This is a genomic window from Marinifilum fragile JCM 15579 (genome assembly GCF_001310955.1).
Classification (GTDB): domain Bacteria; phylum Bacteroidota; class Bacteroidia; order Bacteroidales; family Marinifilaceae; genus Marinifilum; species Marinifilum fragile.
Genome location: NZ_BAZX01000001.1, coordinates 1 through 13,791, shown reverse-complemented (window position 1 = coordinate 13,791; position 13,791 = coordinate 1). Strand labels below are relative to the sequence as shown.

General features: G+C 35.0%; 16 protein-coding genes. 12 read left to right on the top strand and 4 right to left on the bottom strand.

Annotated elements, in window-relative coordinates:
- The first annotated feature begins 11 nt into the window (after positions 1 to 11).
- On the top strand, positions 12 to 1,418 hold the full coding sequence (locus tag JCM15579_RS00075) for a peroxiredoxin family protein (protein WP_054713942.1): 1,407 nt from the start codon (positions 12 to 14) through the stop codon (positions 1,416 to 1,418).
- Positions 1,419 to 1,454: 36 nt separating this feature from the next.
- Here the strand turns inward: JCM15579_RS00075 and JCM15579_RS00070 are convergent, their stop codons facing one another.
- Complete coding sequence (locus JCM15579_RS00070; protein WP_054713939.1) at positions 1,455 to 1,910, bottom strand: OsmC family protein; 456 nt, start codon at positions 1,908 to 1,910, stop codon at positions 1,455 to 1,457.
- 135 nt (positions 1,911 to 2,045) lie between these two features.
- Between JCM15579_RS00070 and JCM15579_RS00065 the strand changes: the two genes are divergently transcribed.
- Positions 2,046 to 2,744, top strand: a complete 699-nt coding sequence (locus JCM15579_RS00065; RefSeq protein ID WP_054713936.1) for a Crp/Fnr family transcriptional regulator — start codon at positions 2,046 to 2,048, stop codon at positions 2,742 to 2,744.
- 103 nt (positions 2,745 to 2,847) lie between these two features.
- Here JCM15579_RS00065 and JCM15579_RS00060 read toward each other — a convergent pair whose 3' ends face one another.
- Complete coding sequence (locus JCM15579_RS00060; RefSeq protein ID WP_054713934.1) at positions 2,848 to 3,333, bottom strand: hypothetical protein; 486 nt, start codon at positions 3,331 to 3,333, stop codon at positions 2,848 to 2,850.
- Positions 3,334 to 3,350: 17 nt separating this feature from the next.
- The gene (locus tag JCM15579_RS00055; RefSeq protein WP_054713931.1) at positions 3,351 to 3,944 is read right to left on the bottom strand and encodes an NUDIX hydrolase; all 594 of its coding nucleotides are present in this window, start codon (positions 3,942 to 3,944) and stop codon (positions 3,351 to 3,353) included.
- A 93-nt stretch (positions 3,945 to 4,037) separates the two neighbouring features.
- Between JCM15579_RS00055 and pyrE the strand changes: the two genes are divergently transcribed.
- From pyrE to JCM15579_RS00035, 4 genes are all read left to right on the top strand, one after another.
- A complete protein-coding gene (gene pyrE, locus JCM15579_RS00050; RefSeq protein WP_054713928.1) occupies positions 4,038 to 4,670 on the top strand; it encodes an orotate phosphoribosyltransferase in 633 nt (210 codons plus the stop codon).
- 85 nt (positions 4,671 to 4,755) lie between these two features.
- Complete coding sequence (locus JCM15579_RS00045; protein WP_054713925.1) at positions 4,756 to 5,253, top strand: hypothetical protein; 498 nt, start codon at positions 4,756 to 4,758, stop codon at positions 5,251 to 5,253.
- A gap of 83 nt (positions 5,254 to 5,336) precedes the next feature.
- Complete coding sequence (locus tag JCM15579_RS00040) at positions 5,337 to 5,663, top strand: hypothetical protein (RefSeq protein WP_054713923.1); 327 nt, start codon at positions 5,337 to 5,339, stop codon at positions 5,661 to 5,663.
- A 107-nt stretch (positions 5,664 to 5,770) separates the two neighbouring features.
- The gene (locus JCM15579_RS00035; RefSeq protein WP_054713919.1) at positions 5,771 to 8,056 is read left to right on the top strand and encodes a TonB-dependent receptor; all 2,286 of its coding nucleotides are present in this window, start codon (positions 5,771 to 5,773) and stop codon (positions 8,054 to 8,056) included.
- Positions 8,057 to 8,130: 74 nt separating this feature from the next.
- Here the strand turns inward: JCM15579_RS00035 and JCM15579_RS00030 are convergent, their stop codons facing one another.
- Positions 8,131 to 8,880 carry a biotin--[acetyl-CoA-carboxylase] ligase gene (locus JCM15579_RS00030; protein ID WP_054713916.1) on the bottom strand — a complete coding sequence of 250 codons (750 nt, stop codon included), beginning with the start codon at positions 8,878 to 8,880 and terminating at the stop codon, positions 8,131 to 8,133.
- 214 nt (positions 8,881 to 9,094) lie between these two features.
- On the opposite strand from JCM15579_RS00030, the gene rsfS reads away from it, so the two are divergent.
- The 6 genes from rsfS (at position 9,095) to JCM15579_RS00005 (ending at position 13,771) form a co-directional block, all read left to right on the top strand.
- A complete protein-coding gene (gene rsfS / locus JCM15579_RS00025) occupies positions 9,095 to 9,478 on the top strand; it encodes a ribosome silencing factor (protein ID WP_054713913.1) in 384 nt (127 codons plus the stop codon).
- Between the two features lie 105 nt (positions 9,479 to 9,583).
- Positions 9,584 to 10,456: an AAA family ATPase gene (locus tag JCM15579_RS21700; protein ID WP_262493463.1), complete on the top strand. Its 873-nt coding sequence runs from the start codon at positions 9,584 to 9,586 to the stop codon at positions 10,454 to 10,456.
- Position 10,457: 1 nt separating this feature from the next.
- Positions 10,458 to 11,516 (top strand): ATP-dependent metallopeptidase FtsH/Yme1/Tma family protein, encoded by a 1,059-nt coding sequence (locus JCM15579_RS21100; protein WP_262493462.1) that lies wholly within the window; start codon positions 10,458 to 10,460, stop codon positions 11,514 to 11,516.
- A gap of 224 nt (positions 11,517 to 11,740) precedes the next feature.
- Positions 11,741 to 12,565 (top strand): phosphatidate cytidylyltransferase, encoded by an 825-nt coding sequence (locus tag JCM15579_RS00015; RefSeq protein WP_172677339.1) that lies wholly within the window; start codon positions 11,741 to 11,743, stop codon positions 12,563 to 12,565.
- Positions 12,566 to 12,650: 85 nt separating this feature from the next.
- Entirely contained in the window at positions 12,651 to 13,427 is a 777-nt protein-coding gene (locus JCM15579_RS00010) for an SDR family oxidoreductase (RefSeq protein WP_054713906.1), read from the top strand.
- A gap of 80 nt (positions 13,428 to 13,507) precedes the next feature.
- Positions 13,508 to 13,771 (top strand): SEC-C metal-binding domain-containing protein, encoded by a 264-nt coding sequence (locus tag JCM15579_RS00005; protein WP_054713903.1) that lies wholly within the window; start codon positions 13,508 to 13,510, stop codon positions 13,769 to 13,771.
- Positions 13,772 to 13,791 lie beyond the last annotated feature (20 nt).

The following is a 13,791-nucleotide window of genomic DNA, read 5'->3' as shown; positions in this document are numbered from 1 at the left end:
AAAGTTTCACTATGAAAAATCTGTTTTTTATTGCCTTTTGCTTGATCATTTCCTTTACTGCCAGTGCCGAAAAAGTAGTTCTGTCAGGAACAGCAAAATCTTATGCAGGAAGTACTATTAGTATCATGTATCATACTGATGCATTTACTTATACAAGCAAGAGAATTACCGATTTTAAAGTGGATGAAAATGGTGATTATTCTGTCGAGTTTGATATAGATAACACTCAACTAATTTATCTTCCTTTGGATGTATACAAAGGTTTCTTGTATGTTGAGCCAGGTAAAAAATATGAGCTAAGCTTACCTCCTAAGCAAGAGTTAAGTCCAGCGCAAAAGCTAAATCCTTTTTTCGAAGCCGATGAGTTAATGCTTGGAGTTACCAACGCCAATTCAAACGAATTGAATAGAATGATTCGTACACTGGATGACAAAATGGATTCCTTTATCAATCAGAACTTTTACAAGATTTACAGAAAAAAAGAGAAATCGGAAGGGATTCAATTCTCAGACCAGCTAAAAAAAGAGTTTGGAAGCATAAAAAATGAATTTTTCACTGAATATTTTAGATACCGATTGGGATTTTTGGAGTTCTTATCGAACCCAAATACCTTCCTAAAAATTGAGAATGATTTTTTCAAGAATCAAAAAATTCAGCTGAACAATCCTGCCTATATGAGTCTGTACAAAAAGCAGTATGGGAATTTTTTTAACGGATATTTTAAGCAGAAAGAAAGCCTGACATTGGGCAATGCTTACCAAGCTCAAAACACATATGGCGAAATCAAGAAATTAATGCAAAAATACCCAGCCTATGCAAATACTCAATTGCTGGATATGATCATTGCAACATCCACCTTTGATTCCTATACCAGGAAATTTATTGGAAAAGAAAAAACACTTTCTATCCTACAAGAGATCATCAAAGCATCGAACAACAATTACAACAAAAACCTTTGCCACAACTTCATTGCTAAAATTACTCATCTGCAGAAAAACTACCCTGCTCCCGATTTTAATCTGGGCGGAGTTCAGTTGGCCGATTACAAAGGAAAATACCTGTACCTGAATTTCTGCAACACACAATCTTACCCTTGCTTGCAAGATTTTAAAGAGATTGAAAAACTAAAACAACAATTCGGACAACAGATTGAGTTCTTAAGCATTGTTTGCGATTGGGATGTGAAAAAATGGATGGAATTCTCTAAAAACAACAAGTATTCCTGGAAATTTGTGCCTATTGGTAATCAGCATCAATTAATTCATGAGTACAAAGTGAAAGCTTTTCCAAGCTATATTCTAATCGATCCGAAAGGAAATATTGTAAAAGCTCCAGCCCAGGCACCAAAAGAATACATCCATTTGGAGTTCATTAAAATTGCCAGGGATGCTGCCAGAAAATCACAAAAAAAGAATTAAAAAACCACCACTTTAAAAAGTGATGGTTTATATCCTTTAAGCTTTAACCAACTTTTTGGTTTTTAATTTCAACTCAACAGGAGTTATATTTCTTAGATTATCTGAAACTGGACATCTGTCCTCGATTGCTTCCATCCATTTTGTCAACTCTTCTTCACTAGCATCACAATCTGGCTCAATCGACACTTCTATTCCCTTATAGCCTGCTCTATCTTCAAAAGATGTACCAAATAATCGATTAGGATTTAGCTCTCCTGCCATTTTAATTTTCACCGAACGCAATTCAATGTTCATTTCATTGGCAATAACATGAGCCATTACATTAATACATCCACAAAAAGCTGCCAGGATATACTCCACTGGATTGGCTCCCTCATTGGTTCCACCTAATTCTGCTGGTTCATCAATAATAATCTCAAACCCTCGTGCTTTTACAACTGTTTTGGTAGGGTTTTCACTATGAGCATTAACTCTAAATTTTAAATCTGACATCTTATTCTATACTTATTTAAATTGTTCCTCAAAAATGCTCCATCTCTGCAATACAGAAAATTATTAGCCCATGTATAGTTTCACTATATTTGGTGCAATTTAATATCAATTTTAGCCAGTAAATTCCTTGAGAAAATGAATATTGAATATCTAACCAAAGGGCAACAAGATAAACATGAGTCAATTAGCGCAAAAGACTGCTTTAACGCTTTAACTCCTGATCAAAAAAAGATGGTGGAAAATTCCACCACACTACTTCAATTTGCCAAAGGTGAGACCATAATCAAACAAGGATATGTAGCTTCGCACATCCTTTTTTTGGAAAAAGGCATCACCAAAGTTGATGTAACCAACGATTCAAAAATTTTCACAGTCGGAATATTGGGAAGTGGTTCTTTTATAGGCTTACCCTGTAGCTTTGCTTGTAAAAGTTTTGATTTTTCAGCAGTTGCCTTGGAGGAAGCAAGCATTCAAATGATAAATATGGATGTGTTTCAAAGCTTGTTAAAGGAGAATGGAGAATTTGCGCTAAAACTCGTACGCCACATGTCCTTAAGCACAAGTACGATGTTGCATCGAACTTGTCGAATTTCCGGGAAAAATGTTGAAGGATCATTGGCTTTTATTCTTCAGGAACTAAGCAATATTTATGCTAGTCCAAGCTTCACATTGCCAGTAACTCGTATTGGACTTGCATCATTGGCTGGTTGCTCAAAAGAAAGTGTTATCAATTCACTCACCAGGTTTCATAACGATGGTATTATTAAAATTGCAGAGAAAAAAGTATCAATACTAAAACCTGATCTACTGGATTTGATTGTGAAGAATGGATAGGTGTGCTTAGCATTTTCTCATGTCTGATTAGTACTTACAAAAGTTTTTTGTAGTCAATTATCTTCTACGCAATTAACTTACATAGAATAGGATCATTCATGAATTAAAACTTCAACTCCCTATCAATCTTAGAAATTAATCCTTGCTTTTCCTGTAAGGATTTTTTAAATTTCTGAATTGCTTTTTGATTACTTCGCTTGATAAAAAGCATACGAAGGAAAGAAATACAAACTAAAATGACATAGACTAGAATATTACTATCAAATAAATCATCAAACTTAATAAAGCCTTGTCTGCTGTACCCAAATGTGAGCAAAACAGCCAACATTGTGCAATAAAAGAATTCTCTTATCACATTTTCCTTAATGATCTCTGAATGATTTTTTCCATGCTTTTTCAAAAATGCAGCATTAATGGTATCCTTAAGCTTATTCTTTATTCTCACCAGTTCAACAGCATTGTATCCCCTTTCGAATAATAAGTTACCTGCATATATCTGCGGATCGATATTAATTCTTTTGCACTCCTGAAATAAATCAAGCAATTCCTTATTGCTCTTTTTATTGAGATTGTTTCTCCAATTAAGCATTCTTCAATTTTTATAACTTATCCGATCACTTCAATTATAGAAGCATAAGTATTGGCTTTAAACTCCTGCAAATTATCTTCTGCCAACCATTTTACTTCCTGAATGTCCTCCTCGGTTTGAGGAACCAATTCTTCAGATCCTAAATAAATCATTTGATACCAGTAAGTGCGTTTCAAAACAAACTTATCTTTCATCCAATAGGTATGATAGGTGGAGTTAAGTTCCTTTTCGATTTCAACACCGGATATTCCGCACTCCTCCTCTACTTCGCGAATGGCAGCTTCGGGAATTTCTTCACCTTCCTCTACTTTACCTTTTGGCAAATCCCATTTGTCTAGTCTGTAAATGGCCAAAATTTCATTGTTAGAATTGTAGACCTTTCCGCCTGCAGCTTCAATGTATTTAAAGCAAGATTTAAAGTGGGCAAAAAGTTCTTCAAGATCGTCGGCAACCACAAAAATTTGCTCTCTGTGCTCTTCCTCATCAAACTGAAGAATTAACCCTTCCAGTGATTCTTCTTCCGTCCATGCATAAACCATTCCGTCAAAATTCACACTTTCGTTTTTATCACCTAAAAAAATCAATCGATCTTTAAAAAATACTTTATACATTTGCGGTAGATTTTTAAAATACATCGGAAAAACATAATGCTTTGAATTTCCGTATTTTGAATTCGTATAACAATCCATAAATCCAGAGAAAGCATGCAAAATACTGCTAAACAAGTCGCTGAATATTTGCTACAAATTAAGGCAATTAAACTAGAACCAACAAACCCATTTACTTGGGCGTCGGGATGGAAATCTCCTATTTATTGTGACAATCGTAAAACCCTTTCTTACCCAGAGGTTAGAACCTATATTAAGAAAGCTTTTGCTGAAGTTGTAATGGAAAAATATCCTGAAGTTGAAGTAATTGCAGGTGTAGCAACAGGTGCTATTGCTCAGGGAGCTTTGGTTGCTGAAGAAATGAACAAGCCAATGGTTTACATTCGTTCATCGGCAAAAGCTCACGGAATGACCAACTTAATTGAAGGTGAAATTAAGCCAGGACAAAAAGTTGTGGTTATCGAAGATTTAATCTCAACTGGCGGTAGTAGCTTAAAAGCGGTTCAGGCTTTAAGAGAAGCTGGTTGCGAAGTATTGGGTATGGTAGCTATTTTTACTTATGGTTTCCAAAAAGCAGTTGATAATTTTACTGAAAACAACTGTAAGCTTGATACTTTAAGTGAATACAACATCATGATCGATCGTGCCCAAGAAATTGGATACATTAAAGCTGAAGATGTTGACCAATTGAAAGAATGGAGAAAAGATCCGGCAAGCTGGGGAGTTTAATCTCTTGTTACCGATAAAAAAATAATTTTAGAAAAGAGAGTATTCCAATGGAGTACCCTCTTTTGTATTCTTAATATGAAGGCTAATGTCGACAACAAAAATTGTAAGTGAAGTACATAAGATTCCACATTTGGTAGGCGATGTATATGGTTTCTTATCAGATTTTAGAAAAATTGCCAAAGTTTTTGAATTGGCTGCAGCAAATCCTCAGGTGCAAGAGCAAATAGAAGCTCAAACCAAAAAGAAGATGAACATTAAAGAACACATCGAACATTGGGACGCAACTGAAGACAACTGTACATTTGTGATTAAAGGATTCGGTGAAGCTGGATTACAATTTGTCGAAAAAGAAGAAAATAAAACCTTAAAATTAACTGGATACGGAAGAAGTCCATTCGAATTTTATTTATGGATTCAATTAATTGATAAGGGACCTTACGACACTAGAGTGCGACTTACAGTACATGCTGAATTAAATGCCATGATGAAAATGATGCTGAAAAAGAAGTTGGAAAAAGGCATCAATCAATTGGCTGAGGGATTGACACAAATTCCTTTCAGTGCACTTCAGAATATGGAATAAGATCAAACTTGATCAAGAGAAGCTGTTGAATAACTCAACGGCTTTTTTTGTGCCTTTCAATTTTTTGAATATTTTTGTTTTGAATGAATCTAAATAGTAGACATAGAATTCTTGGTTTTTTACTTGCAATGGCATTTGTTCTGCCAATTGTAATTAAAGCCCAGCACTTGATGTTCCCAAATCACGAGCATCATTGTCATTCTTGTACAAATCATGCTCCTGATGTAGCTGACATTTGTGCTATTCAAAATTTCGATTACTTCTATTTTGATTCTGCTGATATGGTTCATATTCCTGCTATAAGTAGTATTGAACTCATATCTCATAAAGCAAAACAAACCCTTAAAATTCAAACTCCTCCGAGATTTGATTTTAGCTTGCGTGCTCCTCCTGAGTTTTTTGAAATATAAATGCCCTTAAAAACAAGTCTTAATTTATACATAAAGTGAATCTATATTAATATCACTTAATGACTTGTACATGTATTTTTACTAAATCATAAAACTCTTTTCATATCATGATCAGATATTTTCTGGCAGTATTATTACTATTGCCTTTATACGCTTTCTCATCTGTAGAGCTAAGCAACAACAAAGTAAGTGGAATCGTTAAAGATCAAAAAGATGGCACTCCCCTACCTGGAGTAAGTATCTTTTTGCCTGAATTACAAAAAGGTGCAGTAAGTAATTCTGATGGTACTTATGTATTGGAACACTTACCCCAAGGGAAGTTAACAGTTCAGTTTTCTTTTGTTGGTTACGAATCAATTATCAAAACAATTAACATTCAATCCGAAAACACCCAACTCAATGTTGATTTAGAGTTTACCTCAGTAACCACGCAAGATATTGTTGTTTCTGGTGGTTTTCCTTCGGCTCAGCATGAGAACTCCATTAAAATTTCAGTTCTTAACAAAGAAAAACTGGAGCAATTGGTGAGTCCTTCGCTGGGAGAAAAGCTATCCAGCATACCAGGTGTTGACGTAATTTCAAGAAGTCCGGCAGTAAGTACACCTGTCATTAGAGGATTATCTTTAAACAATATCATTTTTCTGAATAATGGAGTTCGATTAGAGAATTTCCAATTCTCAACCGATCATCCGTTCTTGGCTAATGAACAAGGAGCCGATCATATTGAGGTAATTAAAGGCCCTGCCTCGTTGCTTTACGGATCGGATGCAATGGGAGGTGTGATTAATATTCTTCGCGAAAAACCTGCTCCAGCTAATTCAGTTCAAGCAGATGTTTCTTCTGAATTTCATTCTGTATCCAGTGGATGGAATCACAATTTTGGTGTAAAAGGAACTTCGAACAGTTTGTTTTGGATGCTAAGAGCAACAAAACAATCTCATCGCGATTACAAAGATGGCAAGGGTGACTTTACACCAAATACCCGTTTCAATTCAGAAGGCTTACAATTGGGATTAGGTTTGATCAAAGAATTTGGCAGCTTTAAACTTTATTACGACTATCTACAGCCTAAGTTGGGTATGATAAACGATGAGGCTATAGAGGTAGTAAGGGAAGGAAACCGAAAAAATCACTATTGGTTTCAAGATTTAACTCAGCATCTTGTTTCGTCAAGAAATCGATTATTTTTGGGAAACTACAAACTGGAAGTCAATGCTGCCTATCAATTCAACAACCGACAATTAAAAGGTAATCCTAATTCTACCTACTTCCGTTTGGTGGATATGGATTTAGAAACTTTTACCTACGACAGTAAATTGTATTTTCCAGCAGGAGAAAGCTCAGAGTTTCTGATGGGAATTCAAGGTATGCATCAATCAAACAAAAATCAGGGAGCTCCGAATAGAATTATTCCTGATGCAAAAATTGATGACTTTTCATTGTTCTCTTTGCTGAAAAAGAAATTTGGAAAAGCCGATATTCAATTGGGAGTTAGATATGATCACAGATCTCTTTACGTTCCTGAACAGGAAGCAGGTGGACATTCTCATGGAGAACCCGAAAATGAGCTTCATGAAGAGGAAGGAGAACATGAAGAAGAAATGGTACATATCAATCGTAAGTTTGATAACCTGAATGCTTCCTTAGGCGCAACATTTCACCTTTCTGAATCCTTATTAATGAGAACTAACTTTGCTACAGGATACCGGGCACCAAATTTGGCTGAACTTTCGCAACATGGTCTTCATGGTAACAGATTCGAAGAAGGAAATGCCTACCTTGATGCTCAAAAAAGTTTTGAAACCGATTTGGGTCTGCATTATCATACAAGTAATCACAATATCGATTTTTCACTTTTCTACAATAAGGTTTATGATTTTATTTACCTTGCACCAACTGACGAACCTGCAACTGAAGGAGATGGATTTGTTTATGCTTACGATCAACAAGATGCGAAATTGTATGGAGGTGAAATCGCTATTAATGTAGTGCCTGTAGATTACTTAAAAGTTCATTCCGACTATTCAATGGTAATTGGTAAGCAAGATGATAACGGAAGGTTGCCATTTATACCACAGCACAAACTGAACACAAGCATCGAATTATTTGGCAAAGGCAAAAAGCAATTTAAGAATCCTTTTATAAAATTTGAATGGAAATATGCTTTGGATCAAAACCACCCTGCTCAGTTTGAAACCAAAACTGCAGCCTATCACCTATTTAATATTCATACAGGAACTTCTTTTAAACTTGGAAGTTGTAACGCAAAACTATTGGCTGGTGTAAGCAATTTGTTCGACAAAACTTATACTGATCATTTATCGAGTATTAAACCATTAGGGTTTTACAATCCGGGACGAAATGTGAATGTGAAATTATCATTTAATCTATAGATAATATATAGAAACCTGATAGATAACAGATATCTGTCAGGTTTTTTATTTTGATTGTAAAGCTAACTTTATAGTTATTCAATAAAACTCACCTCTTTAAAATTGTAAATTCTCTCCTCTCCTTCTGCAACAATTCTCAATTGTCCCCATTCAGTAATTCCTACAATTTCACCATTGAATACTCCATTTTCATCCTTATAGGTGTGTGTTTCATTCATCCAGTAAAGTGTATTCAAATAATCTTTTTCCAACTGCTTTTTATCTCCATCCTTAAGTTGGAAATATCTATTCTCAATTTTATCCAACAATTTAGAAAGCTCTACCTCTAAATCATACTCGTGATTTGTGCAGTTTGATAAAGAAATTGGATTTGGAGCATCCGATACAAACTTGCTTTGGTTAATATTTAATCCAATCCCGCATATCGATGTACTCAATACAGACCCCATTATGGAGTGCTCAATTAGGATTCCTGCAATTTTTTTATCTCCTACATAAATATCATTTGGCCATTTAATAAATACATCACCCAAATATTCTTTCAAATAATCATACACACCAAGAGAAATTACCATCGAAATATTAAATTGCTGAGAAATTGGCAGAAATTCAGGTCTGAAAATTATACTAATGGTAAGGTTTTTGCCACTTTCACTTTCCCAAGAATTTGTTTGCTGTCCACGGCCTTTTGTCTGATTTAATGTCAAAACGACAGTTCCGTCTGCAGGATTTGCGGATTTTATCAGTTCCAAGGCAAAATTATTTGTGGAATTTATTTCGTTTTTGCGTACAATTAATTGGGGAGTAAATAATCTTTGCTGCATGTAATTGCTTGTTGGTTTATGATTTGTGGAATTACTATCTTTAAAAATTGAGATATTCCTGATCGACAAAAATAAGAAGAAAGATTAAACAATTATAACCGTTTTAAGCTTATCAAAACTGTAGATTGGTAAATTATAACACTTTCGGTAAGCAATGTAGAAAAGGAAGTTATTGAGAATAAAAAAAAATTATCTTTGTAAGTAAAATTAAAATATGACAAAAAAGCAGGAGTATAAATCAGAAGAGCTGGTAGAGACAATTATTGAAGGATTGCAAGAGAGGAAGGCAGAAGATATTGTAAAAATAGATTTAAGAAATATCGACAGCTCGGTATGTAAATATTTTATAATCTGCAACGGAACATCTTCCACACATGTCACAGGTATAGCTGATTCCGTTGAAGATTATGTACGAGAAGAAATTAACGAAAAAGTATGGAAAAAAGAAGGATTACAAAATGCACAATGGATCCTTTTAGACTATGCAGATGTTGTAGTTCATGTTTTCCAAAAAGAATATAGAGATTTTTACCAATTAGAAAGTTTATGGGCAGATGCTCCGGTAACCAGAATTGAGGATGCTCAGCCTAATCAATAACCTTTAACTATTAAGAATGACAGAAAATAATAATCAAAATAAATCTCCTTTTTCAAAAGGGAAAAATGGGAACAACATGATTAAACCTCCTAAATTCAATGCTTATTGGATTTATGTTTAATCGCAGTAGCCCTTATTGCATTTAATTTGGTAGGATTGGGAAAGAGTCCAAAAGAAACCAGTTGGCAAAAGGTGAAAAATGAAATGATCCGCAACCAAGATGTTGAACGAATTGTTGTAATCAGAAACCTTTTAGAAGTTAACGTTTACCTAAGAGAAGAAAGCTTAGATAAATACCCTGATCTTTTTGAATCTAGTTTTGAAGCTCCTTCTAAGGCGGGACCTCATTACACATTCCCGATTGGTTCCATTGAGCAGTTTGCAGAGCAATTGAATAAAGCCCAGGAAAAAATTTCCGAATACGACAGGGTTGAACCTGAATATACGACTCACGAAGACTATTTTGGCAATTTTATTGGTTGGATATTGCCTTTTGCTTTAATTATAGGGATCTGGTTTTATGTATTCCGTAGAATGAGCCGTGGTGCCGGTGGCGGTGGCGGAGGTGGTAACATCTTTAATGTTGGTAAATCGAAAGCTAAAGTGTTCGACAAAGAATCAAATATCAATGTTAATTTTAATGATGTTGCAGGTCTTGCCGAAGCTAAACAAGAAGTTGAAGAAATTGTGGAATTCCTTAAGCATCCACAACGATACACAAAACTAGGGGGTAAAATTCCTAAGGGTGCATTACTTGTAGGACCTCCGGGAACCGGTAAAACCTTATTAGCTAAAGCTGTTGCTGGTGAAGCAAATGTGCCTTTCTTCAGCATGTCGGGTTCCGATTTTGTTGAGATGTTTGTAGGTGTTGGTGCAAGCCGTGTACGCGATTTGTTCAAGCAAGCCAAAGAAAAAGCACCTTGTATTGTATTTATTGATGAGATTGATGCCATTGGTCGTGCTCGTGGTAAGAACTAATATGGGATCTAACGATGAACGTGAGAATACCTTGAACCAGTTATTGACCGAAATGGATGGTTTCGATACCAATTCAGGGGTTATCATTTTAGCAGCAACAAACCGTGCTGACATTCTTGACCGCGCTTTAATGCGTGCTGGTCGTTTCGATCGTCAAATTCATGTTGAATTGCCTGATTTAAATGAAAGAAGAGAAATCTTTAATGTTCACTTAAAACCACTAAAACTTGATCCAAAAATTGATCAGGAATTTCTTGCAAAGCAAACACCAGGTTTCTCTGGTGCAGATATTGCCAATGTTTGTAACGAATCTGCATTGATAGCGGCAAGAAAGAAAAAAGATATTATTGAAAAACAAGATTTCCTTGACGCGATTGATCGTATTATTGGAGGTCTTGAGAAGAAAAACAAGATAATTTCTGTGGAAGAGAAAAAGACAATTGCTTATCACGAAGCTGGTCACGCAACAATTTCTTGGTTGCTTGAACATGCACATCCATTGGTAAAAGTCACCATTGTTCCTCGTGGTAAAGCACTTGGTGCAGCCTGGTATCTTCCTGAGGAAAGAAGTATTACTACCAAAGAGCAAATGTTGGACGAAATGTGTTCTACCCTTGGAGGTAGAGCTGCCGAAGAAATTACTTTTGGTAAGGTATCAACAGGAGCTCAAAACGATTTGGAGAAAGTAACCAAGCAAGCAATTGCAATGGTATCGATCTTTGGTATGAGCGATAAGGTGGGTAATGTAAGTTACTACGATTCTTCAGGACAATCTGATTACTCTTTCTCAAAACCTTACAGTGAGAAAACAGCTGAGTTAATTGATCAAGAAGTAAAAACTTTGATCGAAAGCAGCTATGAAAGAGCAAAGCAAGTTCTTCGTGACAATGAAGAAGGTCACAACAAATTGGCTGAACTTCTTTTAGAACGTGAGGTAATCTTTAGTGAGGATCTTGAAGAAATTTTTGGAAAAAGAAATTTTGGCAAAGAAACAGAGGTAGAAGAAAAAAAAATAATTCCTCCAACCACTGAAAATGATAATGAAAGTAAAGCCGTTTAAACTGCATTAATAGAATATTTAAAAGCTGGATGACCGATGGTATTCCAGCTTTTCTTTTTGACACATCGTAGAAATATAATGACAAACTTTAGACAAGGTGCTGTTAAAACTTCATATCAGAAAATCTAAGCTCAAATAAGTCGTGAAAAAATACTACTTTTGAGAGCTGAAAACTAACGGAACAAATTGATGCTTGCATCAAAGGAACTATTAATTCATTTCACGTGGGGAACTTTTTAACAAGAACATTCTTTGGAGCAATATTCGTAATTGTACTAATAGCAGGAATAGTTATCCATCCCATTGCATTTTTCGCAGTATTTATGGGCATAACAATTCTATCTAGCTTTGAATTTTACAAACTCATTCAAAAAAACAATTGCGTTCCACAGATTACTACTGGATTAATTGGTGCGGCACTCTTGTTCACTTCATGCTTTGCTTATACCTATTTCAACAGCTCTTCATTATTTGCATTATTTATTCCTTTATTGGTACTTATCCCAATATTTGAAATGTACCGCAAAAAAGAAAATCCGTTTGGAAATATTGCCTATACATTTATGGGATTGCTTTATGTAGCTTTGCCATTTTCTCTTTTGAATTTCATGGTGTTCCCTTTCGGAGATAATGAATTTCATTGGGAGATTTTAATGGGCATTTTCGTTTTAATTTGGGCAAATGATACTGGAGCATATTTGGTTGGAGTGAATTTTGGCAAACACCGTTTATTCGAAAGAATTTCTCCTAAAAAATCATGGGAAGGAAGTATTGGAGGTGCTGTAATTACACTTATCATTGCATACTTAATTTCTCTATATTCAAAGGAATTAACTTCCGTACAATGGATTATTACGGGTGCAATTGTTGTGGTGTTCGGTTCAATGGGGGACTTGGTAGAATCCTTATTAAAAAGAAGCATCAACATTAAAGATTCAGGAAGCTTAATACCTGGTCATGGTGGATTGTTAGATCGATTTGACGCACTATTACTTGTTTCACCAATGATTTTCGTTTTTCTTCAAATCATCAACGAGTTCTTCCGTTAAAAAACTCCTAATATTAAAACTCAAGAATAAAATCCAAAAAGAAAAAGTTATTTTTAGTAGAAATTCACACTAAAATAACTTCTATATGGATTTAAATATTAAAGATCAACTTTTTGTAGTCTGTGGTGCAACTTCTGGTTTTGGTGCTGCCGTATTAAAATACTTAGTTCAAGATGGAGCCAAGGTAATTGCAATAGCACGTGGCAGAAATAAACTTATCGAATTAGAGAAAGCTTATCCCAACTCAATTCAAAGTTTTTGTGCAGATATTACTGCGTCGGAAAACATTCAACTTTTACTCGATAAAATTGATAACAGGAAACTTTCTGGTGTATTTGTTAATGCCGGTGGTCCACCGGCAATGAAAACCTTAGAAACGAAAATTGAAGATTGGGATAATGCCTACCATCAGCTATTGCGTTGGAAAGTAGAACTTACCCAAGCTCTGGTACCATTAATGATTAAAGAATCGTATGGAAGAGTGGTATTCCTTGAAAGTTCGTCAGTAAAACAACCTATTGATAATTTGGTTCTAAGCACATCTTTAAGACTTGCAGTAGTAGGATTTGTAAAAACCTTATCTCAAGAAATTGCTGATTCGAGAGTTACCTTAAATATTATTGGACCTGGTTATCATGAAACTCCAGCCATCAATCGTTTATTGGACAAAAAAGCTGAACAGGAAAATATCACGGTGCAGGAAGCCAAAAACAAAATTGCATCAGGAATACGTATGAAAAGAATGGGAGATCCTGATGATTTAGGACAATTGGCTGCATGGCTTCTTTCTCCTGCTTCGGGATACATCTCAGGCCAAACCATTAGCGTTGATGGTGGACAAATACTAAGCGTACACGGATAAATTTATAATTTCATTTGTTTCCAATTAGGATATACATTAACTTAATAGAACCCAAAATGTAATCCTAAAACTCTTGTACAATGAAGAATTTACTCGACAACATTTTAAACTTCTTCAATTCAACTGATGAGGAAGAATTTTACTACGTAAAAATGGAACGCAATGAAAAATGTTACTGCGATAGTGGCAAAAAATACAAGTCTTGCCATTATCCGGATCATCAAAAAAGAAGCAAACTTGCGGTTCGAAAGATAAATGAAAAAACAGGAGAAGAAGAAATTAAAATCTTATCGGTAAAAAAACTTAGAAAAGAACATTTTAGAGTAAGAACCTCTATTGGTTAAATCATAAGTCTTTACCAAAA